The sequence below is a fragment of the Pseudomonas sp. Irchel 3H9 genome, from assembly GCF_900187495.1.
GTDB lineage: Bacteria > Pseudomonadota > Gammaproteobacteria > Pseudomonadales > Pseudomonadaceae > Aquipseudomonas > Aquipseudomonas sivasensis.
In genome coordinates this window covers 878,530-902,269 of the sequence record NZ_FYDK01000002.1, presented here as the reverse complement: position 1 = coordinate 902,269, position 23,740 = coordinate 878,530, and the positions used below count along the sequence as shown (strand labels likewise).

General features: G+C 59.8%; 21 protein-coding genes. 9 read left to right on the top strand and 12 right to left on the bottom strand.

Annotated elements, in window-relative coordinates:
• Positions 1 to 127: 127 nt before the first annotated feature.
• Both CKW32_RS10030 and CKW32_RS10025 read left to right on the top strand, forming a co-directional pair.
• On the top strand, positions 128 to 2,230 hold the full coding sequence (locus CKW32_RS10030) for a hypothetical protein (protein WP_095184785.1): 2,103 nt from the start codon (positions 128 to 130) through the stop codon (positions 2,228 to 2,230).
• Positions 2,187 to 4,172, top strand: coding sequence for a hypothetical protein (locus tag CKW32_RS10025; RefSeq protein WP_095184784.1), 1,986 nt, complete (start codon positions 2,187 to 2,189; stop codon positions 4,170 to 4,172). The genes CKW32_RS10030 and CKW32_RS10025 overlap by 44 nt, the downstream gene beginning before the upstream one ends.
• Here the strand turns inward: CKW32_RS10025 and CKW32_RS10020 are convergent.
• Complete coding sequence (locus CKW32_RS10020; protein ID WP_095184783.1) at positions 4,169 to 4,603, bottom strand: Lrp/AsnC family transcriptional regulator; 435 nt, start codon at positions 4,601 to 4,603, stop codon at positions 4,169 to 4,171. The genes CKW32_RS10025 and CKW32_RS10020 overlap by 4 nt on opposite strands.
• A gap of 109 nt (positions 4,604 to 4,712) precedes the next feature.
• Between CKW32_RS10020 and CKW32_RS10015 the strand changes: the two genes are divergently transcribed.
• Positions 4,713 to 5,618, top strand: coding sequence for a DMT family transporter (locus CKW32_RS10015; protein WP_095184782.1), 906 nt, complete (start codon positions 4,713 to 4,715; stop codon positions 5,616 to 5,618).
• On the opposite strand, the gene CKW32_RS10010 is transcribed toward CKW32_RS10015, so the two are convergent.
• Positions 5,596 to 7,575 carry a U32 family peptidase gene (locus tag CKW32_RS10010; RefSeq protein ID WP_095184781.1) on the bottom strand — a complete coding sequence of 660 codons (1,980 nt, stop codon included), beginning with the start codon at positions 7,573 to 7,575 and terminating at the stop codon, positions 5,596 to 5,598. The two genes, CKW32_RS10015 and CKW32_RS10010, sit on opposite strands and share 23 nt — an antisense overlap.
• Before the next feature lie 70 nt (positions 7,576 to 7,645).
• Positions 7,646 to 8,026: a RidA family protein gene (locus CKW32_RS10005; protein WP_032887358.1), complete on the bottom strand. Its 381-nt coding sequence runs from the start codon at positions 8,024 to 8,026 to the stop codon at positions 7,646 to 7,648.
• Between the two features lie 179 nt (positions 8,027 to 8,205).
• Between CKW32_RS10005 and CKW32_RS28720 the strand changes: the two genes are divergently transcribed.
• On the top strand, positions 8,206 to 9,561 hold the full coding sequence (locus CKW32_RS28720; protein ID WP_095184780.1) for a PAS domain-containing methyl-accepting chemotaxis protein: 1,356 nt from the start codon (positions 8,206 to 8,208) through the stop codon (positions 9,559 to 9,561).
• 183 nt (positions 9,562 to 9,744) lie between these two features.
• Here the strand turns inward: CKW32_RS28720 and CKW32_RS09995 are convergent, their stop codons facing one another.
• Entirely contained in the window at positions 9,745 to 10,854 is a 1,110-nt protein-coding gene (locus CKW32_RS09995) for a GlxA family transcriptional regulator (protein ID WP_095184779.1), read from the bottom strand.
• Between the two features lie 32 nt (positions 10,855 to 10,886).
• Here CKW32_RS09995 and CKW32_RS09990 point away from each other — a divergent pair, with 32 nt between their 5' ends.
• Positions 10,887 to 11,861 (top strand): ABC transporter substrate-binding protein, encoded by a 975-nt coding sequence (locus CKW32_RS09990; RefSeq protein WP_095184778.1) that lies wholly within the window; start codon positions 10,887 to 10,889, stop codon positions 11,859 to 11,861.
• Between the two features lie 63 nt (positions 11,862 to 11,924).
• On the top strand, positions 11,925 to 13,028 hold the full coding sequence (locus CKW32_RS09985) for an aryl-sulfate sulfotransferase (RefSeq protein ID WP_095184777.1): 1,104 nt from the start codon (positions 11,925 to 11,927) through the stop codon (positions 13,026 to 13,028).
• Positions 13,029 to 13,038: 10 nt separating this feature from the next.
• On the opposite strand, the gene CKW32_RS09980 is transcribed toward CKW32_RS09985, so the two are convergent.
• On the bottom strand, positions 13,039 to 13,908 hold the full coding sequence (locus CKW32_RS09980; protein ID WP_032887345.1) for an oxaloacetate decarboxylase: 870 nt from the start codon (positions 13,906 to 13,908) through the stop codon (positions 13,039 to 13,041).
• A 299-nt stretch (positions 13,909 to 14,207) separates the two neighbouring features.
• Between CKW32_RS09980 and CKW32_RS09975 the strand changes: the two genes are divergently transcribed.
• Genes CKW32_RS09975 through CKW32_RS09965 form a run of 3 tightly spaced genes read left to right on the top strand, consistent with a single transcriptional unit; the run spans position 14,208 to position 17,216 of the window.
• Complete coding sequence (locus CKW32_RS09975) at positions 14,208 to 15,164, top strand: ABC transporter substrate-binding protein (RefSeq protein WP_032887343.1); 957 nt, start codon at positions 14,208 to 14,210, stop codon at positions 15,162 to 15,164.
• Between the two features lie 23 nt (positions 15,165 to 15,187).
• Positions 15,188 to 16,567 (top strand): LLM class flavin-dependent oxidoreductase, encoded by a 1,380-nt coding sequence (locus CKW32_RS09970; RefSeq protein ID WP_095184776.1) that lies wholly within the window; start codon positions 15,188 to 15,190, stop codon positions 16,565 to 16,567.
• Positions 16,568 to 16,577: 10 nt separating this feature from the next.
• Positions 16,578 to 17,216 carry a dTMP kinase gene (locus CKW32_RS09965; RefSeq protein WP_095184775.1) on the top strand — a complete coding sequence of 213 codons (639 nt, stop codon included), beginning with the start codon at positions 16,578 to 16,580 and terminating at the stop codon, positions 17,214 to 17,216.
• Positions 17,217 to 17,320: 104 nt separating this feature from the next.
• On the opposite strand, the gene CKW32_RS09960 is transcribed toward CKW32_RS09965, so the two are convergent.
• The 7 genes from CKW32_RS09960 to CKW32_RS09930 are packed head-to-tail and all read right to left on the bottom strand — an operon-like array spanning position 17,321 to position 23,615.
• Positions 17,321 to 18,688 carry an ATP-binding protein gene (locus tag CKW32_RS09960; protein WP_095184774.1) on the bottom strand — a complete coding sequence of 456 codons (1,368 nt, stop codon included), beginning with the start codon at positions 18,686 to 18,688 and terminating at the stop codon, positions 17,321 to 17,323.
• Positions 18,685 to 19,347, bottom strand: coding sequence for a response regulator (locus CKW32_RS09955; RefSeq protein ID WP_032887337.1), 663 nt, complete (start codon positions 19,345 to 19,347; stop codon positions 18,685 to 18,687). Before CKW32_RS09955 ends, CKW32_RS09960 begins: the two co-directional genes overlap by 4 nt.
• A gap of 11 nt (positions 19,348 to 19,358) precedes the next feature.
• A complete protein-coding gene (locus CKW32_RS09950; protein WP_095184773.1) occupies positions 19,359 to 20,003 on the bottom strand; it encodes a tetratricopeptide repeat protein in 645 nt (214 codons plus the stop codon).
• Positions 20,000 to 20,809 (bottom strand): SDR family oxidoreductase, encoded by an 810-nt coding sequence (locus CKW32_RS09945; RefSeq protein WP_095184772.1) that lies wholly within the window; start codon positions 20,807 to 20,809, stop codon positions 20,000 to 20,002. The genes CKW32_RS09950 and CKW32_RS09945 overlap by 4 nt, the downstream gene beginning before the upstream one ends.
• Complete coding sequence (locus tag CKW32_RS09940; RefSeq protein WP_032887331.1) at positions 20,796 to 21,470, bottom strand: TenA family transcriptional regulator; 675 nt, start codon at positions 21,468 to 21,470, stop codon at positions 20,796 to 20,798. The genes CKW32_RS09945 and CKW32_RS09940 overlap by 14 nt, the downstream gene beginning before the upstream one ends.
• A complete protein-coding gene (locus CKW32_RS09935; RefSeq protein WP_095184771.1) occupies positions 21,467 to 22,948 on the bottom strand; it encodes an AMP-binding protein in 1,482 nt (493 codons plus the stop codon). The genes CKW32_RS09940 and CKW32_RS09935 overlap by 4 nt, the downstream gene beginning before the upstream one ends.
• Positions 22,938 to 23,615 (bottom strand): thermostable hemolysin, encoded by a 678-nt coding sequence (locus CKW32_RS09930; RefSeq protein WP_095184770.1) that lies wholly within the window; start codon positions 23,613 to 23,615, stop codon positions 22,938 to 22,940. The genes CKW32_RS09935 and CKW32_RS09930 overlap by 11 nt, the downstream gene beginning before the upstream one ends.
• Positions 23,616 to 23,740 lie beyond the last annotated feature (125 nt).

Below are 23,740 nucleotides of genomic sequence, written 5' to 3'. Positions count from 1 at the left end.
AACTATGAGCTAGAGTTAATTCTGTCGTCAGTTGCGAGTTAGATGTACCACGTGTATTTCGCTGTGCAGTAGGGACGCGAGTGGGTCCAGAAGTGCAACTGAGTAATCACTACTCAGGAGACACACGATGCGCACCCCTCTGATAAAAAATGTTTGTGTCTGGCACGTTTGGTTTTTTGTGATTCCTGTTCTGATTCTTGTGTGTTCTCGATCTGCCTTTCCTGCGAACGAGAGCACTCAGTCACTGTTTTCGCTTATGCAGCCCGCCTCCAAAGCATCCCAGTCCGACCGCGCCAGCCCCTACTTGGGTACGCAGTTGAAGGACCCTCAGGTTCAGGGAACTATCCTGGCGCGTGGCGACGGGAATTTGTTGACCGATTCGCACCCATTGGTTGATCTCGCGCTTGAACAGGGCGTGACGGTACGCGTGAGGAAGCTTCGCTTCGCCGAACAGTCAGGCATTAAAATATGGACCGGTGAAGTGCAATCCCTTGGCGCACGGCAAACAAGGGCTGACACCTCACTGGACCTGTCCCGAGAAGCACCGCTCGACCCGCAAAATCTGGCGATCCTGATTGTTCATGACGGCGCGATCACTGGGACTGTGACGGTGGACGGTCAAGCCTACGAAATTGTGCCGGTTGAGGGCGGCCGAGTTGCAATCAGTAAAATGGCGAAATCGACTACCGCAGGCGCGCTGGACGATAGCCCGCCGCACGCAATAACCGCATCAGCTGGTAGTAAATCGCTCAATGACGGCGCGGAACGTGCCCGCAGTGGTAGCGTCAGGATCCTCACGGTCTACAGCAATGATGTGAAACGAGCTTACGCCGACCCGGTCGCTCTGGGCATCGCTCGTTTTGAAAACTTCAAGGCCATTGCGATGGCCAGCGGGGTAACGGTTAATTATGAAAACGCTGGGGTCGAGCACCTCAATTACGATGAATCACCCCAATCTGGCTGCTCCGATATGGATTGCCTGGCGCTGCAATTAAGTGAGGTCCGTCGACGCAGCCAATCGATACAAATCGAACGTAAGGCGCATGTCGTTGTAGGGTTGGTTGCTCTCAGAGTGACCCTTCGCGGCTGTGGACTTGCCGGTTCAATTGGCGCTCGGCACGTACGCGACAGTATTGCCTATGCCTGCGCCGGTGAGGCAGTGACTTATGCGCATGAACTGGGGCATGTGTTGGCAGCACACCATGGCGAAAATAAACCGTACCCCTATGCGAGTCCTTATTGCCAAAACAGTGTTCAGCCTTTTTGGCAAACCATCATGGCCTATTGCGAATCTGGCGGGACCGTAGTCAGTTTGTTCTCCAACCCTGCGCGCACTTATCAAGGACTACCCACCGGCATAGCCGGGCAAAGCGATAACGCTCGCGCCATTAGTACATGGTCCCCGACCATAAGCGCGCTGTTCCCACCTCCCGATCCAACAGGGGCGCCCATCGCCAGTGGCTTCGTGGAGTTGGGGCAAAAAGACCTGCCGTTTTCCGGTGAGCGCGCCACGCTCAATGCCAAGGCGTCACGCAATCCTGGCGTGGACGCGCTGCAATTCGAATGGTCGCAGCTTGAAGGTGCCCCGGCGGCTGTGATCGACAACAGCCAGTCGGACATGGCCGTTGCACATTTCCCTGAAGTCCAGGTGCCCACCGACTATCGCTTTCGCCTCACCGTCAAGAACGCCACAGGGGCCGTGGACACCACCGTGGCCAGCGTACGGGTGTATCCGCGCACCCTCGGGGACGCTTGCGAAAACGTAGCGCCATGGGACCCCGCGCAGGTGTATTCCGTGCCCGGCCAGCCGGTGAGTTACCAAGGCAATCTGTACCGTCTCATCGTGCCTGCGAGCGGTAGTTCTGCGCGACGTGCACCGGCCGTCTGGAGCGGATTGGTGGCGCCGATGAACTGGCGGCTGATCAAGACCTGTGACGACGCAAGGACTTTGCAGCAGCGTCTGGCGGCGGTGGACCACTGGGCACGGGTCAACCGCGACGCGCCGGTGACTGTCGGCTTGCAGCAACAGCTGCACAATTTGCTGGCGCAACTACGCATGGACTGGCCTGTGCCAGCGGCGGCGGGGCGCCTGCGCCCGATCGAGTTCGAATCCAAAAACTGCGTGGTCAAGGACGTGGCCAACCCCCTACACCGACGGTGCGCGGCTGCAATTCAACGCGCCGACGGTGACCACGCCGACGCCGTACACCTTGGCTCTTCGGGTCGATGACGGGCAGGTCCAGGCTCGTGAAGAGCATGTGGTCGTGGTGCGCAGCCAGGGACAAGGCGGGCCCGAAGGCGAGCTGAACGCTCCGGCGGAGGTGGTGGAAAAAACCACCGCGACCTTTACGGCCTTGGTCAACTCCCCCGGCAACTTGCCCTTGATGTATGACTGGCGCATCCCACCTGGGTTTACGGGCCAGGTGGGCAATACCGCGAGCGTGACCCTCACGGCACCGCCGGTTGCGGCTGACACGACGCTTGAGTTGGCCCTGGACGTACGCGACAGTAACGGCGCAACGCTGAATTTGCACAAAAACGTAATCGTCAAAAAAGATACCCAGTTGGTCGGGGGAACCATCGTCGGCGAAACGCAAGTTCCGAGCGATCAGGCCTTCACCCAGCACGTCGAAATCGGCAACCCGCACAATCGTGAACTGACCTACGTATGGACCGTAACATCGCCGCCCGAAGGCGCCTTGACGGTAATAGGCCCTAGCGATCAGCGGGAGATCACCCTCAAGGCGCCTAAGTTGATGGCTAACAAGAATGGTTACGTCAGGGTGTTGGTCCGAGATGGTGTGGGCTTCGCATCGCTGCCGAACAAAACCATCCAGATCAAGGCGTATGAATATCCCCCTTTGATCGGGCGCATGATCTTGCCTAACCATGTCAACGTGGGGGATATCTTTGAGCCCCGGGTGATCATTGATAACCCTGAAGACCGGGATCTGAGCTATCGCTGGTGGGTGAACACCGCCAGCTTCGAATTGTTGGATGCCGACCCCAAGCAGCCCACAGCCCGAGTCAAGGCGGTCAAGTCGAGTAATAACGGTGGGTTGGTGGTTCAGGCCACGGTCAGCGACGGCGGCCCTCGAACGGTGATTTACAACGAGCCTCGCGTGGTTGTTGGAGAGCCGTCCGGCGCCAATCCACCCCAAGGTCAACTGAACGGCCCTCTGGAAGTCGTAAGTGGCCAAAGCATTCGTTACCAGGCCGCGTTTACCTCGCCCGTTGGCAATCCCTTGAACTACGCGTGGGTCAAAGGCTCATTGATCGGCGCCACGCCCAACAGCGCCGATCAGACCTGGACCGCGCCGCAAGTGACCACCGATCAAGTGGTCACCGTGGCGGTGACGGTTTCTGACGCGGCCCGCAACAGTGTCAAAAAAGCCGTCGCGGTGTTGGTCAAGGCCAGCGGCTCTGAGCCAGATCCAGAGCCTGATCCACTACCGCCGGTGGGTAAAATCCTCAGCGCGGACGACGTAGAAGCCGGTGCATCCATCCTGTTCACTACCGACGCAGCCTCGAACCCGCCGGGCGGCGAACTGAAGTACGCGTGGTCCATTTCGCCGCCACTGGAGGGTACGCTGGTCGATGGCCCGTCGCTGACACTGCGTGCGGCCCAGGTCAGCGTGGTGACCCCGGCCACGGTGTCATTGACCGTCACAGACAGCAAGAATGCCAGCCTGAACCTGCGCAAGACGGTGAGCGTCGTACCGTCCGCCAGGCCCGTCGCCCAGATCAGTGGGCCCACCACGGTCGAGGCGGGCAAACCCCTGGCGTTGTCGGCGACCGGCTCAAGTGGGCTCTCGTTACGCTACGCATGGCAGGCAGAGGGCTTTACACCGGCTGCTTCGGTCATGGTCAGCCCAACGTTCACTGCGCCCACCACTGCGGGCGCGCGAAGCATCGGGCTGACTGTCACCGACGCCGCCAACCGCACGGCCAGCGCCAGTCATTCGGTGATTATCAGCCCACCGGAGCAAGCCGGGGATTGCGCGCCGCCGTGGGTGGCGAGCAAAGCCTATTCGGTCAACAACGAGAAAGTCTCGTATGACCGCTACAACTATGAGGTGGCGCACTGGACGCAAAACCAACGGCCGGATTTGAACTGGGTCATCACAGGCAGCGCCAAACCTTGGCGACGGCTGGCGCCCTGCGCACCCTAGAGGGGCGGTAAACGCCGCTTTACCGGGGTTTTCTTGACGATGGCCGTGTTGGTTTCGGCATAGGCGTTGAGGCGGTCAAGCAGGGTGTCGAGATGGTCCATGGTGCGTACATGCAGGCGGGCGATAAAGCAGTCTTCGCCCGTCACCTTGTCGCACTCGGTGAACTCGGGGATCGCCTGGATCTGGCGTTCCACTTCCTGCAACTGGCCGGGCAGAGGACGGATGCGCACGATGGCTTGTAGCAAATAGCCAAAATGCTTGGGGTCAATGTCCACGGTGTAGTGGGTCAGCACGCCGCGTTCTTCCAGGCGACGCAAGCGTTCGCCAACGCTGGGCGAGGACAGCCCGGTAATACCCGCCAGGGCCTTGAGCGACAAGCGCGAGTCGTCCATCAAGGCGGCGATCAGTTGCTGGTCGATGGTGTCAATCATGGTGTTCGCCTAATAAGAAAAGGTGATTTCCGGTGTTTGCCTTTTTTAGTCACTGGAGCCGATCACGCGCAGATTGCCATAATTGAGCCTCACTTGAGGAGCTCCAATCATGGATACATCGATCCGTCGCGGTTCTTGGGAAATGGTCGCCGCCATGCTCATCTCGGGCACCATTGGCTGGTTTGTGCTGGTGTCGGGTGTGTCAGTGATTGAGGTGGTGTTCTGGCGCTGTGTGATCGGTGGGCTCACGTTACTGCTGGTCTGCGCGGTGCTGGGTTATCTGCGCCTGGACCTGCTCAGTTGGGCCCGGCTCGGGCTGGCGATGCTCAGCGGCGTGGCCATCGTCGGTAATTGGTTACTGTTATTTGAATCCTATTCCCGCGCATCCATCGCCATCAGTACGGCGGTGTACAACGTTCAGCCGTTCCTGTTGGTCATGCTGGCGGCGCTGTTTCTCGGTGAAAAAATCACCCTACAGAAACTGGCTTGGCTGAGTGTGGCGTTTATGGGGATGCTGGCGATTGTCACTGCCCATGGTGAGCAGCAGAGCGGTGGTGGGGACTATTTGACGGGAATCGTCCTGGCGTTGGGCGCAGCGTTTTTGTATGCCGTAGCGGCATTGATCATTAAGCGCTTGAAGGACGTGCCGCCGCATTTGATGGCGTTGATCCAAGTGATTACCGGTGCGCTGCTACTGGCACCGCTGGTGCCTTGGAATAGCCTGCCGCAGGCGAGTAATGCCTGGTCGGCATTGGTGGCCCTGGGCGTTGTGCATACCGGGTTGATGTATGTGTTGCTGTACGGGGCGATCCAGAAACTGCCGACGGCCATCACCGGCGCGCTGTCGTTTATCTACCCGATAGCGGCGATCGTCGTCGATTGGATTGCCTTTGGCCACCGCCTGGGTTGGCTGCAATGGCTGGGGGTGGCGGCTATTCTGCTGGCGGCTGCCGGGTTGCAGCGGGGCTGGTGGTGGCCCCGCTCCCGCAGGGTTAGTGCGTGCCCTGAAAGATAATCTTATCCGGGTTGAAATGCTCCACCACGCTGCCCGGCTGCGGCAAGCCAAGGATATGCCCCTTGATCTTGCCCACCACATGCATCTCGCACGGCTTGCAGTCGAACTTCAGCGTCAGCACTTCGTCGCCATGGATCAATTGCATCGGCGCGACCTTGGTTTTCACGCCCGTCACACCCTTGGCCTGTTTAGGGCAGAGGTTGAACGAGAAGCGCAGGCAGTGCTTGGTGATCATCACCGGTACTTCGCCGGTTTCTTCATGGGCTTCAAAGGCAGCGTCGATCATCTGGACGCCGTGACGATGATAGAAGTCGCGGGCCTTTTGGTTGTAGACGTTAGCCAGGAACGACAGGTGCGCTTCCGGGTAAACCGGCGGCGGCGTGGTCTCGGCCTTGCGTCCACCACGGGGGTGAGCCGCGACACGGGCCGCAGTCAGCGTTTCGATCACTTCGCGGCGCAATGCCTTGAGCTGCGAGTTGGGGACGAAGAACGCCTGTGGCGCGTCCAGCTCGATATTCGTCGCGTGATATTCGGTAGTCCCGAGTTGGCCAAGCAGGTCGCGCAGGGTATCCAGCGCCTGCTCCGGCTTGTTGGCCGCGCCGAACGGGCCGGGCAGGGTGACGCTGGCGCTGATGCCTTCTTCACTGGTAGCGATAATTTCCAGCTGGTCTTCACGCAGGCGCGCGACCCACGACAGGCCGATACGGCGCTCCGCCGAGGTCTTGAGCAGCGCTTGTTGCCAGTTATGGTCCAGGTTGCGGTTCAGCGGATGGTGCGGGCGCAACTGGTGCAGACCGGCCGGCATTTCGTTCGGCTCGACGCGGTAGCGATAGCGCTTCTGGCCGTCTTCCTCGAACTCGCCCTTGGGTTCGGCGATGTTGGCGCGAAAACCCACCACTTCGCGTTTGACCAGCACGTTCAGCCCGTCACCGTTGGACAACGGCTCATGGGTGACCACTTGCAGATCGCGCTTGCCGGCTTTTTCCACCGTACCGACCGGCAGGCCGGTGAAGGTCGGCGTGTCGAAGGCGCCGATGTCGATCTTGCGGTCGCTGACGAAATAGTCGGTGCTGCCACGGTGGAAGGTTTTTTCCGGGTCAGGCAGGAAAAAGTGCACGGTGCGGCCGCTGGAAGCGCGGGCCAGGTCTGTGCGGTCTTCAAGCACGTCGTCGAGGCGCTGGCGGTAATAGGCGGTGATGTTCTTCACATAGCCCATGTCCTTGTAGCGGCCTTCGATCTTGAACGAACGCACACCGGCTTCGACGAGGGCGCGGATGTTGGCGCTCTGGTTGTTGTCTTTCATCGACAGCAGGTGCTTTTCAAAGGCCACGACGCGGCCCTGATCGTCTTTCAAGGTGTACGGCAGGCGGCAAGCCTGGGAGCAATCGCCACGGTTGGCGCTGCGGCCATTTTGCGCGTGGGAGATGTTGCACTGCCCGGAGAACGCCACGCACAGGGCGCCGTGGATAAAGAACTCGATGGCGGCATCGGTCTCGTCGGCGATGGCGCGGATTTCCTGCAGGTTCAGCTCACGGGCCAAGACCAACTGCGAGAAACCGGCCTGGTCGAGAAACTTCGCGCGGGCCAGGGTGCGGATATCGGTTTGGGTGCTGGCGTGCAGCTCGATGGGCGGAATATCCAGCTCCATCACACCCAGGTCTTGCACGATCAACGCGTCAACACCGGCGTCGTAGAGCTGATGGATCAGCTTGCGCGCGGGTTCCAGTTCGTTGTCATGCAAGATCGTGTTGATCGTGGTGAAGACGCGTGCATGGTAACGGTGGGCGAATTCTACCAACTGAGCGATATCGCTCACGTCATTACACGCGTTATGGCGGGCGCCGAAACTTGGGCCGCCGATGTAGATGGCGTCGGCGCCATGCAGGATCGCCTCCCGCGCGATGGCGACATCGCGGGCAGGGCTGAGCAATTCCAGGTGATGCTTGGGCATGGACATAGTTTTTTTAGTCAGGCTTGTCACGGTTGAGGCGCGCATTGTAGCTGTGAAATGCCTGACCGGCATCAACTCAGGCCTGGGCGGCCATCGCGGTCACTTCCACGCGCATGCCTTCTACCGCCAATGCAGCAACGCCAACCGCCGCACGCACGGGCCAGGGCTTGGCAAAGAATCGTTTGTAGACTTCATTAAAGGCCGCACGATCGGCCATATCCGTCAGATAAATGGTCAGGTGCATTACCCGATCCATGGAGCTGCCGGCCTTTTCCAGCGCGACTTTCAGCGCTTGCAGGGTGCATTCGCATTGCAGGGAGATATCGCCCAGCTCCAGGCTGCCGTCGGCGCGGGTCGGGATCTGGGTGGAGACCAGGATACCGTTGAAGCCAATTACGTCGGATGAGATGGAGTCAGCATCAGGATCGGGGGTGTAGGACAGGTCGTGGTTGGCCATGGGCGCCTCTCGTTGGCAGGTTGCAAAGGCGCCCATGGTCCCCGAAAACAGCCGCGCGGGCAAACCGCAATGCGCGGCTTTTTGACGCCAGAAAATAAACATTAAAACCGCGTAAAGTCGCGTATTCAGCCGCCGATAGCCAGTTACAGACAGCTTCTTCGCACGGTTGAGGGTACGTCATGTTCAATAAAGCAGTTAAAACAGAACTGGCGGCCAGGACGGCCGAAGTCACCGAATACAAAGGACTGTTTACTGCACTCGAGCGCTCCATGGCCGTGGTCGAATTTGACCTCAATGGCAAGGTGTTGAGTGCTAACGACAACTTCCTGAGGACGCTGGGTTACAGCCGTGAGCAACTGCTCGGTAAATCCCATCGTGATTTCTGCTTGCCAGCGCTGACCAGCAGCTCGGCCTATGGCCAGTTCTGGGCTGACCTCAAGGCCGGAAAGTTCGTGTCAGGTACGTTTAAGCGGGTGGACTCCCAAGGCAGGACTATCTGGCTTGAGGCCAGCTACAACCCGGTGCTGGATGAGCGTGGCCAGGTGTTGAAAGTGGTCAAGTACGCGTTGGACGTCACTGCCAAGGTTGAACAGGAAGCCGCTACGCGCAGCAAACTGACGGCGTTGGACCGGGCGATGGCCGTTATCGAGTTCGATTTGAACGGGCAGGTACTGGACGCCAACGACAACTTCCAGAACGTCATGGGGTATTCGTTGGCCGAGCTCAAAGGCAAACACCACCGCCTGTTTTGCGAACCGGCCCTGATCAACAGCCATGAGTACGCGGACTTTTGGCGGCGCTTGAACAATGGCGAATTCTTCACCGGGCAATTCAAACGCCTTGGCAAACATGGCCGGGTCGTGTGGCTCGAAGCGAGTTACAACCCGGTCTACGACGGCGACGGCAAGCTGATCAAGATCGTCAAGTTCGCCAGCGACATCACCGAACGTGTAGAGAAGTTCGAAGAAGACTCCCGTGGCGCCTCCCGTGCTTACCACATCTCGTCCGAGACCGAACGGTTTGCCGAGCACGGCACCCAGGTTATCCAGGAAACCGCCACGGAGATGCGCCGGATTGCCGAAAACATCGGCTCATCCGCGCGCCTGGTCGGGCAGTTGGGCGATCGTTCCGAGCAAATTACCGCCATCGTCAACACCATTCGTGGCATCGCCGACCAGACCAACCTGCTGGCGCTCAACGCCGCCATCGAGGCCGCAAGGGCCGGCGACCAAGGCCGTGGCTTTGCGGTGGTGGCCGATGAGGTCAGGCAACTGGCCGGGCGTACCAGTCGCTCCACAGCGGAAATCGCCGAGATGATCGGCATGATCCTCTCGGAAACCCGCGACGCAGTGACCAGCATGAACGCCACGCAGGAAGGCGCACAACGCGGCGTCCAGTTGGCGGACCAGGCGGGTTCGGTGATCTTGCAGATTCGCACCAGCACCAGCGATGCGGTGCAGGCGGTGAGTATGTTTGCGTCGAAGCTGGATGAGTCGGAGGTGATTCCCAAGACTGCCATAGGCTGGGTTGGCTAATCGCTGGCTCGCTGTTGATGTTGGTCTCAGGCTTGCTTTTGGGGCTCTTTTCCAAAAGTGAGCCGCCGTTACCTAGATAGTGGATAGGTACACCGAACGGCCGCTGTCGCGGGCAAGCCAGCGCTCACGTTTTACGGCGAATTTTTGTGTGGGGGCGTCCTTGAGCGCTGGGCTTAGCTGAACTCAATGCGCCAAACCCTGCAGCGCGATGCCCATCGGAAACGGTGCCTCGCGGGTTGCTGCCTTCATTTGGTTGCGATAACCCAGCGGGCTGGTGCCCAGTTGTTTTTGGAAGGCACGCCGCATGCGCTCTTCACGGCCGAAACCAACCGTTTGCGCGATCCGCTTGATGGGTTCACTCGTGGTGGCCAACACCCGGCAGGCGGCTTCCAAGCGCAAACTCTCCACCGCCTGTGCGGGCGTATCGCCCGTGGCGGCGACATAGGCTCGCGCAAAGTGACGCGGGCTCATGCCGAATTGCTCGGCCAAGCGCTCCACGCGTAGATCACCGTTCAAGTTGCCCGCAATCCACGCATGCAAGCGCGCCAGGCGTACATCGGGATCAGTGCGCAGAGCGGTGGACTGGGCTTTGAGCGAAGCGCTCAACTGCGGTTGCTCGGCCGAGCGCCACAGGAATACGGTGAAATAGCGCGCCAATGACAGCGCCGCGTCGGCCCCCAGATCCTGCTCGACCAGTCCCAACGCCAAGTCGATGCCTGCGGTGGCGCCGCCGCACGTCCACAGGTTGCGGTCATGCAGGTACAACGCGTCGGTCTGGCAGATGACCTTGGGGTAACGCGCCTGCAATGCTTCGGCGAACTTCCAGTGGGTCACTACGTTGCGCCCATCGAGCAAACCGGCGGCGGCCAATGCAAAGGCGCCGGTGCCGATTGAACAGAGGCGACGGATCGCCGGGGCGCGGCCGCGTAGCCAGGCGCAGGCATGCTCGTTGGCTTCCAGGGCGTCCATGCCGGGGCCGCCCGCGACGATCAGCGTATCAATGTCGGGCGCTTGTTGATCAATTTGTTCCAGTGACTGGGTGCTGGCGCTGATCCCCGACACCGAGCTGACCTGGCCTCCAAACGGTGAGGCAAGCAGCAACCGATACGGCGCCTGTGTGGCAAACGCGCCGCCCAGCAGGCGTGGAATCGCGGCAAACACCTCCAGCGGTCCAGCGGCGTTGAGCAGCAGCAAGTCATCGAACGCTAGCACCACCACCGTGCGCACAGCGATGTCCGACGTGGCAGTAAAGGAGGGGTGTTTGGCATGGAGCGGCACGGCGAGCCTCGACATACTGGATTCAACGCAAAAATGAGGGAAAGACAATGACGTTAAAACCGGGTGCTGCCAAGTACGCTGTACGACAACGCTTGGCCGGGCTGGTGTACTGGGCTGCGTTGTTGATCGTGCAACCGGTGTCGGCTGCGCTGCATGTGGGTGACCAAAGCGGTTTGACCCAAGCCATGCTGCACGCGGCGGGGGAGGATGCGGGGCTGTCGGGAACGTTGGTGTGGCATCCATTCACCGCAGGTACCACGCTGCTGGAAGCCCTGAGCGCCGGAGCCATCGACCTGGGTGTGGTCGGCAACGCGCCGCCGGTTTTTGCCCAGGCTGGCGGTTTTGATATCCGCATCATTGGCGTGGCGAGCGGGGCGCAGAACAATAACGCGCTGGTGTTACCTGAGGGGACCACCGTCCAGCGAGTCGCCGATCTCAAGGGCAAACGGGTCGCCGTCGCCAAAGGCACCAGCGGGCATTACCTGCTCCTGGCAGCGCTGCATCAGGCCGGGCTCACAACGCGGGACCTGAACATGATCTATGCCAGCCCCGTCGATGCACAAAACGCCTTTGCCAGTGGCCGGCTCGATGCCTGGGCAGTGTGGTATCCCTTTGTTGGCCAAGCCACTTCGCGAGGCGCGCGGGTACTGCTGGACGGCAGCGAATGGCCGGAAACCGGGCAGAATTTTACGGTGGCGAGCCTCAAGGCTCTGGCCGACCCTGAGCGTACGGCGCAGGCCGGTGACTTGCTGGCCAGGCTCGCCCGCGCCCAAGCCTGGGCCACGGCGCATCCGGATGCCTGGGCCGAGGTGTTTGCCCAGACCACGCGGCTGCCAATCGCTCTGGTGCGCGACATGCTCGCCCATCAAACCTTGCAGTACGTGCCGATTGATCCTGCCGTCATCGCCTTGCAACAGCGTCTGGCGGACCTGTTCGCCGCTGAGCGGGTGATCCCCCGTGCGCTGGACGTCGGGCAAATCTTCGACCCGCGCTTCAACGGCCTTTTACCGACCCCCCACTGATTCGCTTATTTCTGACCTTGTCGACGTAGCCTCGGCAGGGATTCCTGCACCCGGAGAAATCTCATGCACAGCACCACCCTCAAACGCCAGAAGACCGGCCTTATCACCGTCGACCACGCCCGCAGCGCGGGTGGCTACACTTTGTTCGCACCGCAAACCGCCGAGGGCAATGTGTTCCTGATCGACATCGACGGCGAGGTCGTGCACCGCTGGAAGCTCCCTCAGCGCCCCGGCCGCGACGCTGTGATCCTGGGCAACGGCAACCTGGGCTACAACGGCAATCACCCGGATTCCCCGGAGCTGTTTCCCGGTTGGTCGGTGTGGCACGGCGGTGCCTTCAGCGAGGTCACCCCCCAAGGCGAGGTGGTGTGGGAATACACCGATTTGCTGCACCATCACGACGCTCAATGGCTGGACAACGGCCACCTGCTGTACACCACGGTGGAACCCTTGAGTGCGGAGTTGGCCAGCCGCGTGGTCGGCGGCATTCCCGGCAGCGAGGCGGCGGGTGGCGTGATTTATGCGGACGTGGTCAAGGAGGTTGACCGCCAAGGGCTGGTGGTCTGGGAGTGGCGCAGTTGGGAGCATTTGCGGCCCGAGGATTACCCGCTGCACGACACATTCGAGCGTTACCACTGGCCGATGACCAACGCGGTCTCGCCGGGCAGTGACGGTAAGGTCATTCTCAGTTTGCGCAGTGTCTCTTCGGTGATTGCTATCCAGCGTGGCAGTGGCGAAGTGTTGTGGCGCCTGGGCCACGATCTGGTCGCGCAGCAGCATTGCCCGACTGAGCTGGAAAACGGCAATGTGCTGGTGTTCGACAACGGCATTTCGCGCCCACATGTGAGCATGCCGCACTCGCGCATCCTGGAGATCGACCCGCACACGCAGCGTATCGAATGGCAGTACGCGGACACGCCGGGTTATGCCTTCTTCACGCCATTCATGGGCGGCGCCCAGCGTCTGCACAATGGCAACACGCTGGTGACCGAAGCCAACTTTGGCCGTCTGTTCGAAGTCACGCCAGCCGGCGAAGTGGTGTGGGAGTACATCAATCCGCACTTCGCCGCCTATCCCGATGCAGCCTCCCGGCGTTACCTGCCGGGAGAAAACAACGCGATCTTCCGTGCGCACCGTTACCAGCGCGAGGACATTGCCTGGCTGTGAGGGGAGAGGATTACTCTTTGACGTCCATGAACTCTTCAGCCCACGCCACGTAGTTTTCCGGGAGCGTGTAAGTGTGCGTCAGTTCGGTCGCGCTGAGATTAGAGGTGCTATGGGTTAATTGGCGCTGGGCACGCAAGCTGTCGTAAGTGGCTTTGATCGCCGCGAAATAGGCGCCATGCCCGGCAACCACCACGCGCACGCCCAGGCTCGCGAGGCGCTGAGCGTCGTTGAGCTTGGGATTGCCGTAGGTCACCAGCATCAGTGGAACGGTGAGGTTTTCTGCGATTTTTTCCAGATGCTCGAAGTCACTCACGCCCACCATGCAGATCCCATCCGCACCGGCTTTTTGATAGGCCAGGGTGCGCTCGATCACCGCTTCGGTGGGCAACACACCCGCATTGGTCCGAGCGATGATTGAGAGTTCAGGATCGACACGGGCTTCCAGGGCGGCGCGGACTTTGCCAATGCCTTCCTCGATGGAAATCAGGTCGGTGGATTTGCGCCCGAATTGCGCCGGCAGCAGGGTGTCTTCAATCGTTAATGCGGCCACGCCGGCGCGCTCAAGCTCTTCGACGGTGCGCATCACGTTGAGGGCATTGCCGTAGCCGTGGTCGGCGTCGGCGATAAACGGCAGTTGAGCGACACGCCCAATGCGCGTGGCCTGCTCAACGAACTCACTCAGCGTGATCAACGCAAAATCGGGCGCCGCCAATACCTGCAACGACGCGACTGACCCTCCCAGGATACCCACCTCAAACCCCAGGTCCGCCGCGATACGGGCGGACATGGGGTCAAATACGGAAGCAGTTTCAACGCAGCTCGGCTTGGCAAGCAATTCGCGGAAGTCACGGCGCAGCGTCGAGTGAGATTTTTTGGGCATGTTCTTTCCTGGCTCTGATCGTCATGTGACGACATATGTCTATTCGTGGTCGCGCGAGATTACCATGCAGGCAGGCCGGGGATTATGACGTTTGAGCATGGGGTATGCGCCAAACAGATGTTGAACGCCTGCGTTAAAATGCGTAGGTGGCATTATTATAGAATTACGTTATGCGTTATCAGTATTTTACAGGTGGCTGGATGGGCCTCATCGTATGAGGCAGATTATTCCTGTGAACACTACCGAGACCGCACGCGCGGATCGACTTGATCTGCCTGACAAGGCATCTGGAGACGAACGTGCGTTACCTTTCAAAACTGGCGGCCGGGTTAGCCGCCGCATTGCTGAGCCTGACCGCGAACGCGCAAACGCTGGTGGTCGGCGACCAAAGCTACAACGCCCAAGCCGTCATGGAAGCGGCGGGGGTGCTGGACGATCTTCCCTATACCCTTGAATGGAAGCAATTCACCGCCGGCTCGCCAGTTGCCGAAGCGCTCAACGTCGGCAGCCTCGACATCGGCCTGCTGGGGGATGCGCCTGTGCTGTTCCTGGGCGCATTGGGCGCGCCGATCAAGGTGATTGCCGTCAGTCGGCAAAATCTCGACGGCGTGGCGATTCTGGTTGCGAAGGATTCGCCGATCAAGAGTCTCGCGGACCTTGCAGGCAAGCGCGCGGCCATCTGGAAAGGCTCCTGGAGTCAGCAGTTGTTGCTGACGGCGCTGGACAAAGCCGGCGTGCAGCGCGACGCCCTGGAGTTGCGTTACCTGAGCGCGTTGGATGCCTCCCATGCGCTGGAAGGCGGCTCGGTTGACGTCATCGCGACCTGGGAACCCTATGTGACACAGCAGGAACGTCAAGGCGCTCGGGTGCTGGCCACGGCGCAAGGGCTGATTCCAGCCCAGAGTTTCATTGCCGCCAACGCCAGTGCTGTGGACGCCAAACGGGCGCCCATCAGTGACTTTCTCCAGCGCCTGAAGAAAGCACGCGACTGGGCTCGCCAAGCGCCGGCCAACACAGACGCCTATGCCGACGCGTGGGCCAAACGCACCCGCGCGGATGCTGAAATCGCCCGTGCCTGGTTTGCCCGCGCGCGCACCACCGTCGAGCCCGTAACGGCCCAATCTCCCGTCGAAGCGCAAAAGACCGTGGACTTTTTTGCCGGCCAGGGGCTGGTCAAGTCTTTTCCGGCTGCCAGCTTGTTTGATGACTCGTTCGCGGCGTCTTTGCAGCCCGCCGTCGCTACTAAACAGCCGTGAACGCCTCAAGGAATCCTCTGCAAATGACCAAACGACAGCTCAAACTGGGTGCCTTGACCATGGGCAGCGGCGGTCCAGGCCGACACAACCTGTGGCTCGACCCTCAATTGCCGGTCGATGCGAGCGTCAACGTCGACTGGTATATCGACATTGCGCGCCAAGCCGAGGCGGCGCTGTTCGACTTGATATTTATCGTCGACAGCCAGTTCATTACGCCGAGCTCACCGTCCCATTACCTGAATCGACTGGAACCGCTGACGCTGTTATCGGCGCTCGCCGTGAGCACTCGACACATTGGCCTGGTGGGCACGCTCACTACCTCTTATAACTCGCCGTATAACGTCGCGCGGCGCCTGGCGTCACTGGACCTGATCAGCAAAGGCCGTGCGGGTTGGAATGTGGTCACCAGCGGCGACGCCGGCACGGCGGGCAATTACAGCCGCGACGAACATTACGACTACGACACACGCTACGGCCGCGCGGCGGAACACGTCCAGGTGGTGCAGGGGTTATGGAACTCCTACGAGGACGATGCATTCGTGCGGGACCGGGCGACCGGCCAGTTTCTCGATCCGAGCAAACTGCATAGCCTGAATCACCAGGGCGAACACTTTTCGGTGGTCGGCCCGTTGAATATCCAACGTTCAGCGCAAGGCCAACCGGTGATCTTCCAGGCTGGTGATTCGCAGCAGGGGCGCGACCTGGGGGCTGCGACGGCGGATGTGATCTTCACCCATGCCGCCAGTATCGAGCAGGGCCAGGCTTTTTATCAGGATATAAAGGGCAGGGCGGTGCAACAGGGGCGCGACCCGGAGCAATTGCTGGTCATGCCGGGCGCTGAAATTTATGTTGGCGACACTGACGAGCACGCTCGGGAAATCGAGCAGCACTATCATCAGACCGATCACAGCTTTGAGCTCGCCCTGAAGGAGTTCGGGCGCAATTTCGGCTGGCATGATTTCAGCCAGTACGACCTCGATGCACCGTTTCCCCAGCAAAGCCTGGAGGCTGCGCGCAGCAGCTTCTTTACCGCTGCCAAACGCATTGCAGACCAAGCGCGCGAGAAAGGCTTCACGCTGCGCCAGGCCGTAGAGTTCGGCCGACAACTGCGTCCCGGTGCATTCGTGGGTACGGCTGAAACCGTCGCGCAGAAAATGGCCGAATGGTTCGAGGCGCGAGCCGTGGATGGGTTCAATATCTACATCGGGCACCCCGAGCAATTCCATCGTTTCACCCAGGAAGTCATACCGTTGTTGCAGGCGCGTGGTATCTACCGCACCGCGTATGAAGGGACAACCTTGCGTGAAAGCCTGGGATTGGAGATCCCCCGGTTTGAGCGTCGCGGGTCGACGTTTACGGTGGACCCAGCAACCGGGTTAGAGTGGTCATCCGTTACCCGTTGATATGTGAAAAATGAAGCGTGCGTTGTTTGTTTCTCTGGATGGTCCCAAGGGCGTCGGCAAGACCACACTGTTGGAGGCCGTGACGAAAGCCCTGAGGGTCGACACTCACACAGTGATCCGACTGAGCGAGAAAAAAAGCGATCCCTACAGGGCTGAAACCATGGCCCTGGTTAATCAATTCGTCAGAAACCCCAGCAGGGAGTTGGAGCTGACGGTGTGCGAGCGCTTTGCTGATAGTCGCCGGTGGATTTCCCAACAGGTGCTGCCGGAACAGCCGCCGGGCAGCATCATCCTGATGGATCGCTGGTACCCGTCAGAAGCGGCGTTTCGCCGGCTGGTGCCGTTTGCAGAGATTCTCCAGCTGAACCGTGACCGCAACGTGCAAGTGCCAGACCTGCACGTTGGGGTTGTCACCGCGCCTGAGATTTCATGGGCGCGAGCGGCAGCACGAACGCGCGGGTTGAGCAGTACGGTCATGCATGCGCTGGAAGAACATGTTGCTAGCACCGAGGCGTTTGAGCAGGCGGCTGCCGATCATGGCTGGGTGCTCTGCCGCAATGAAGGAACGATCGAAGAGGCAACCATGCAGGTGGTTGCTCATATCCAAAGAGTCCTTCGTGATGTTTCGCCTCTAACCAATCAGGGTTAAGGCACTCGCTATCGGATATCAGCCAGACAGTGACGATTCCCTCAGGCATCCAGCAATAGCCTTTAAAAAATGCGCTGTCCGGCTACTTCGAATGCCATGGATTTTTAGAACCTCAAGATCTCGAATGTTGCGCGCAATCCTCCGCATTCACGGTTTTCTAAACGCACGCTCCCTCCCAAACGACTTGCGATGGACCGGACGATGGTCAGCCCCAGCCCAGCGCCTTGATCATTTCCACGACTGTAGAACCGCTCAAAAAGTCGATCACATTCTGCTTCATCGATGCCTGGCCCCTCGTCCTCAACACATAATTCGTAGTGATCCTGGTTTTTCATCAATCGCACGGTAATCACTCCCTGGGGAGGGGAAAAGTTGGCGGCATTGGTGACCAAGTTGTTCAAGGCAATATGTATGACGGCTGCGTCGACCTTAACAAGGCAGACCTCTTCCATGGGTTCGAACACGAGTTCAAGCCCCTTGCTCAGCAGCCAGGGTGTCATTTGCACCAGACCGCCCCGAATCGTCGCCACTAGATCGATGCTCTGTGCCTCATGGGTTTGGGGTTGCGGTTCGATACGGGCCATGGTCAAGAGTTGATTGACCAGGCGAGTGGTACGGTCCACACCTACGATCAGGTAATTGAGGGATTCGCGCCGATCTTCCTCACTGACGGCCTCCACGAGGTTTTCTGCGTGGACCTTGAGCACGGCGAGCGGTGTGCGCATTTCATGGGCGGCATCCGCGATAAAGCGTCGCTCACGGCCCATCACCTCCTGGATCTGTGCCAACACACGATTCAGGGCGGCCTGCATGGGCTCCAGCTCAGTAGGCAGCGGATTCAACTGCAAGGGTTCGAGAGAACCTGAATGCCTCGCTCGCAAGGTTTCAGCCATATTGCTCAATGGTTTGAGCCCCCAGCCAATGGCCAACCAGATCACTGCGGCAAGCAGCAGGCTACCTATCAAGTTAGGTAAAACCGTATGGCGGACGATGCGATCCACGAGGTCGGCACGCACATCGTCACGCTCTCCCACCCAAATTTTCAGATTGTATTGGGCATCATCCAAGACAAATGCGCGCCAGGTTCGGTTGTTGATATCCGTGATGTCACTGAAACCCGGTTTGACCGGAGGCGAACTAAAGGACGGCGCACTGGAGGTGTGCACCAGCAACGTGCCATCCGCGTTCCACACCTGAAAAGCGATTTTGCTTTCATACGGGTGGCCATCCACTCTGGGCGCGGCGAGCCCCAATGCCTGGTTGAACGCCTCATACAGCTTTGCGTGCTCGTTGCTCGCCATTGGCATGCGCATCACGCCCTGCAGCAGACGTGCGTTCTGCGCCAACTGAGCGTCGTATACCTCGTCGATTTCATGATTGCTGTCGTGGAGATTGACAACGGTCATGAGCAACAGCCCGAGGAACAACAGACCCAGAATCAACCTGAGCGTGCGTCGCCGAATAGACGTCATGGGCGCTCTTCCACCAGGTAACCGACCCCACGGATCGTGCGGATCAGCTGGCTCGAAAACTTCTTGCGCAAGTGATGGATATGCACCTCCAGCGTGTTGCTTTCTGCCTCTTCGTTCCAGCCGTAAAGTAACTGCATCAGTTGGTCGCGCGTCATCACCCGACCCGGAGGGGAAAGCAACTCATGGAGTAACTGATACTCCTTGGGTGTCAGGGCGACCGCTTCGCCCTGATAGCTGACTTGTTGAGTTCCCGGGTTCAGGCTGATGCCTGCGTGCTCAATCAACACCTGGGCGCGGCCCGCACTGCGTCGCAGCAACGCCCTGAGGCGTGCCTTGAGTTCTGCCAGGTCGAACGGTTTGATCAAATAGTCGTCGGCACCGGCGTCGAGCCCTGCGATGCGGTCCTCTGTGGCGTCCCGAGCGGTCAGGATCAACACCGGCAGATTGGAGCCACTGTCACGCAAGCGGCGCAGCACTTCGAGTCCATCCATGCGCGGCAAGCCAAGGTCGAGTACGGCCAGATCAAACGTTTCACTGAGCAGAGCATGCAAGGCGCTACTGCCATCTTGTAACCAGTCGACGGTATAGCTTTCTCGTACCAGCGCCTGGTGAATACCCTCGCCCAGAGCGACGTCATCCTCGATCAATAATATGCGCACACGGACTCCTGTCAGCCGAGTTTCTTGGTTATATCCTGCAGCAACGCTTCGATTTCCTTGCGCCGTCCAGCGTCAGCGGTTTCGCGGCCTGGCCTTGGGGCGGCCAGCAGTGCTTTTTGCAGTGCCGCGTGGGCGTCGGTATAGCGCTTTTGACGGTAGAGGTGATCACCCCAGAAGTACAGACTATCGATGCCGTTCGGGTTCAGTTGCAAGGCTTGCTTGAGTAACACCTCTGCTTTGTCCGAGTCGCCGAACCCAATGGGCCAGCCCGGCACGCGATCGTACAACGCAGCAAGGCTGGTATAAGCCGAGCCTTGCAAGGCTTTGGGGTCCAGGGCGATGGCTTTTTCAAGATCGGCCTTTGCCAGCTTGACCTTGCTCAGGGCACCGAGCCCACCCTGGGCGCCGGCCCAACTGCTGGTGACAATGCCGGACCATATCCATGCCTCGGCGACTGACTGGCGTTCCTGAGTAAAGGCGTCGGCCTGCGTGGCGAGCTGTTCAAACGCAGCAGTACGCTGGTCTGCGGGCAGTTCGTATTGGATATGTGCCCAACTTTGCTGAATATTAGCGAGGCGCTGCTGGTCAGCAGCGTCAAGGGCCCAGACGTTATGGCTCATAGCGCCGAGCAACAGGCCACAGAGAATTTTTTTCATGGTTTAGGGTGCTCACTGTCGTTTTTTTCACTGAGGCGACGGACCAGAGGTAACTGTTTGCGCAAGCCTCGGTCCACCAAGTTGGGCAGCAGGCTGTTGAGGCGCACAAAAAATCGCTCTTGCCATCCGAGGTACAAGTCGCGGTGGTCGCCGGCAATTGCGCGGATCACTGCGGATGCGACGGTTTCCGGGTCGTCGACATTGGATTTGAGGGCATCATTCAACGCCTGCGCAGCCGGACTATTCATGGGGGTGCGGGTGGCCCGGGGCGCGACGTATAAAACGCCAACACGGGTGTCTGCCAGTTCTCGGCGCAAGGCTTCGGAAAATCCGCGCAACGCAAACTTGCTCGCGCAATAGCTGGCATATCCGGGATAGCCGATAGAGCCGTACGTGGAGCCAACGTTGACGACCATCGCGCTTGGGGCTTGCTTGAGCAGCGGCAGCAGGATTTTGGTCAGGCAGATCGGTGCGCTAATGTTTACCGCCAGCATTGCATTGATGTCGCTGTCCGCCAGTTGCTCAAGCATGGCGAAGTGGTTGATCCCGGCAGCGTTTATCAGCAACTTGACCCCGCCCATGGCCTCGGCCGCCGCCAGCACCTTACGACGATCTGCCAGAAACGTGAGGTCGGCCCCCACCCACAACACCTGGTTCGGATACTGATCAAGCAACGGCACCAATGACTCTCGGTTCCTCGATACCACCAACACAGAGGCGCCGCTGGCGCACAGGGCATGAGCGATCGCCAGACCGATACCGCCGCTGGCGCCGGTCAATACCGCACGGGCCTCAGACAGGCGCATGCAAACGCTCCCCGTCACGCGGCAAGCCACGAAACATGTCGGTGTAGAGGGTGTAGACGACCTTGGAGGCGTGTATGACCGCAGCCTGATCGCTCGGGTCGTCCAGTGTGTCCATCAATCGGCGATAAGTTTGCATATGTTCAATATCGAGCGAGCCATGGGAACTGAGGTAGCTGAACGCCGTTTCCGGTAACTCAAGGCGTTCGCGAATAGCGCCTGCAGCATGGGTCGCCAAGGCGATGCTGGTACCTTCAAGCACGTTGACCATGCCGAACAGGCCTACTGGGTTATCCCGGGCGATGAGGTCATAGAGGAAGCTGATCATCAGCTCAATGGGCAAGGACGGACGCCCGTCACGCACTGCGTCCTTGTCGCCGCCGCAGGCATGGATGTCGTTGAGTACCCATTGTTCATGGCCGTATTCGTCTTCGATGTATTCGCAGACCGCTTTGCGCAGCCACTCCAGGCGCGACGGGAGGCGTGCACCACAGGCCATCATCAACGGTACGGTGTGGCGTACGTGGTAGTAAGCCTGAGTCAGAAAGGCCCGATAGCTTTCCAGGCTGACCCTTCCCTCAAGGGCATCACGAATGACCGGAAGGTTGAACAATTCCGCCCGTTCTTTTTGCGTGGCCAGTTGCAGCGTGTCAAAAAAACTCATGATTCAGATTCCTCGGTGCGTAGGGGAGCAGTCAGTTGTGTCTGGTAAAGCTCGACAATGGCGTCGCGGCGGGGTCTGCCGTTGGCGGTCAGCAGGCCATTGGCGGGCGTGAATGGGTGGGGCAGGCGGGTCCAGTGATGGACTTGGGCGTAATGGGGCAACGCCTCGTTGGCCTCGGCAACTGCCGCCGCCAACGCCTCATCGGTGCAATCGGGTCGATGAGGCCACAACAATGCATGGTTGCTTGGCATGGCTTCGCCATACACGAAGGCTTGGGCGATGTGGCGGCGCTGTGTCAGTTCGGCCTCAACCCATTCAGGGTTCACGTTGCGCCCGAAACTGGTCACGAATTGATGTTTCTTGCGCCCCTTCAGGTAGAGGAAACCTTCATCGTCAAATTCGCCGATGTCGCCACTGGACCACCATTCATGGGCGTGAGGCGGCTCGCCCAGATAACCCAGCAAAGTAGCGCCCTTAATCAGCACTTCGCCGTCCTCGGCCAGACGCACCTCAACGTGCGGCAGCGGCTTTCCGACACTGCCTGCGCGGCGCGCCTCTGGGCGATTGAGGCACACCACCGATGCGCATTCCGACAGCCCGTAACCTTCGTAAACCGGCATGCCAACGCGTTGCGCACGGTCCAGAAGTTCGTGTGAAACGCGCGCGCCGCCCACGGCTGCAAAATGCAGCGTCTTTGGATTGAAGGCGTTCTGTTCGGCAGCACTCACCAGCAGTAACAGCAGCTGTGGCACGAGAATCAGGCTGTCGGGGGCGCGAGAGGCCAGGCAGCCGAGCAGTCGCGGTACATCAACGCCGCTGGCGCCCTGAATACCCAAGGTTGCCTGACTGGGCAGGCTCAGGGTTGCGCCCGAGTACAGCGCGGCATAACAGCCGATGTTTTCCAACAGGATCGCAAGGGGTAGAACCGCAAGGTGGTGCTGCGGATCGTTGGGCCGGCTCGCCTCATACAACTCACGCGCGACGCACACAATGCTCTCGGCGCTGAGGCACACGCCTTTGGGGGTGCCGGTAGTGCCCGACGTAAACGTCAGTTTCGCGGTGCCCTCAGGCATCAGCGATGGGCCGTGAACAGTCTTACGCCAGAATTCGCCGGTTTTCTCGAAACCCGCTGTTTGCAGTTCAGACTCCAACTCGACTTCTGCGATCAACAGTTCTGCTTGGCTTTGGTCCAGGCAATGCTTGCGCTGGGAGGGCGTGAAGAACGGTGGCAGCGTTAGGCACGTCAGCCCTTCGAACAGCGCGGCCAGATCCCATATCAGCGCCTCGACGCCGTTATCCAAAGCCAGCGCGACCACCTTGACGCTCTCGTCACGCAGGCGTTCCTGGCGATACACGATCTCGGCATACAACGTGGCGTAGTCCAGCTTCAGCTCATCGCCCCATAAAGAAATGGTGTTTGTGTTGCGCTCAGCATGGCTGCGCAGGGTTCTCTTGAAATGCTCGACTTCAGGCGACATGAGTGGCCTCCAGGAGTGACGTGGGCAAGCCCAGGCGATTGAATAACCCGATGTTGCACAAATGGATAAAGCCCGCGCGGATATTGCCGACATGCACCCAGGGCTTGCTCTCGTAATAACTGCCCCAGCTGTGGCGGTCATCGCCGAGCCGCGCCGGGTCGGCGGCGCACAGCGTCACGGGTTTTAAACCGAGGCGATGGAAGCTGTTGACCAACCCGATATTCCCCGTGAACGCCACCCACTCAAGCCCCCCCAGGGCCAGCATGTAAGTGAGGGTGATGATGCTCAGACGCGCGCTGCCGTTGTCACTGGCAGCCAGGTTGCCCACCTCGACGATGCAGGCGCGGTCAACCGGCCGGCCGGCAGCGGCGGCGATCAGTGGATCAATCGAATCGTCTAGATAGCGTTCGAGAAAGAGGGGTTCTTCGCTGGCCAGGCGTACGCCGGCGACTGCGCACAATTCTCCGGCCGCATCGCTCATGCCAAACAGTTGCGGCATGAAATGACGAATGTCAGCACCGTGTGCCTGACGAAAGCGTTGCTGCACAAAGGTTTCGAAGTGAGGCCTTGCCGCATCGCTGGGCAGGGCCCGAGCCATACTCAGCGGTGGAGAGCCGGCTTGGCCGAAGTGGAGTGGTAATGCGATGTGCCAGTCGAAATCGGCCATTGGACAACGTCTCCCCAGTAGGTTTGGGAAGAGTATCGAGGGCATTTCTTAACGAAGTCTGAATGTGGCAAAAGCCGATGCAAACGCACCTTCAGATTACCTTAAGGCTTGATGGGCACTGTGCT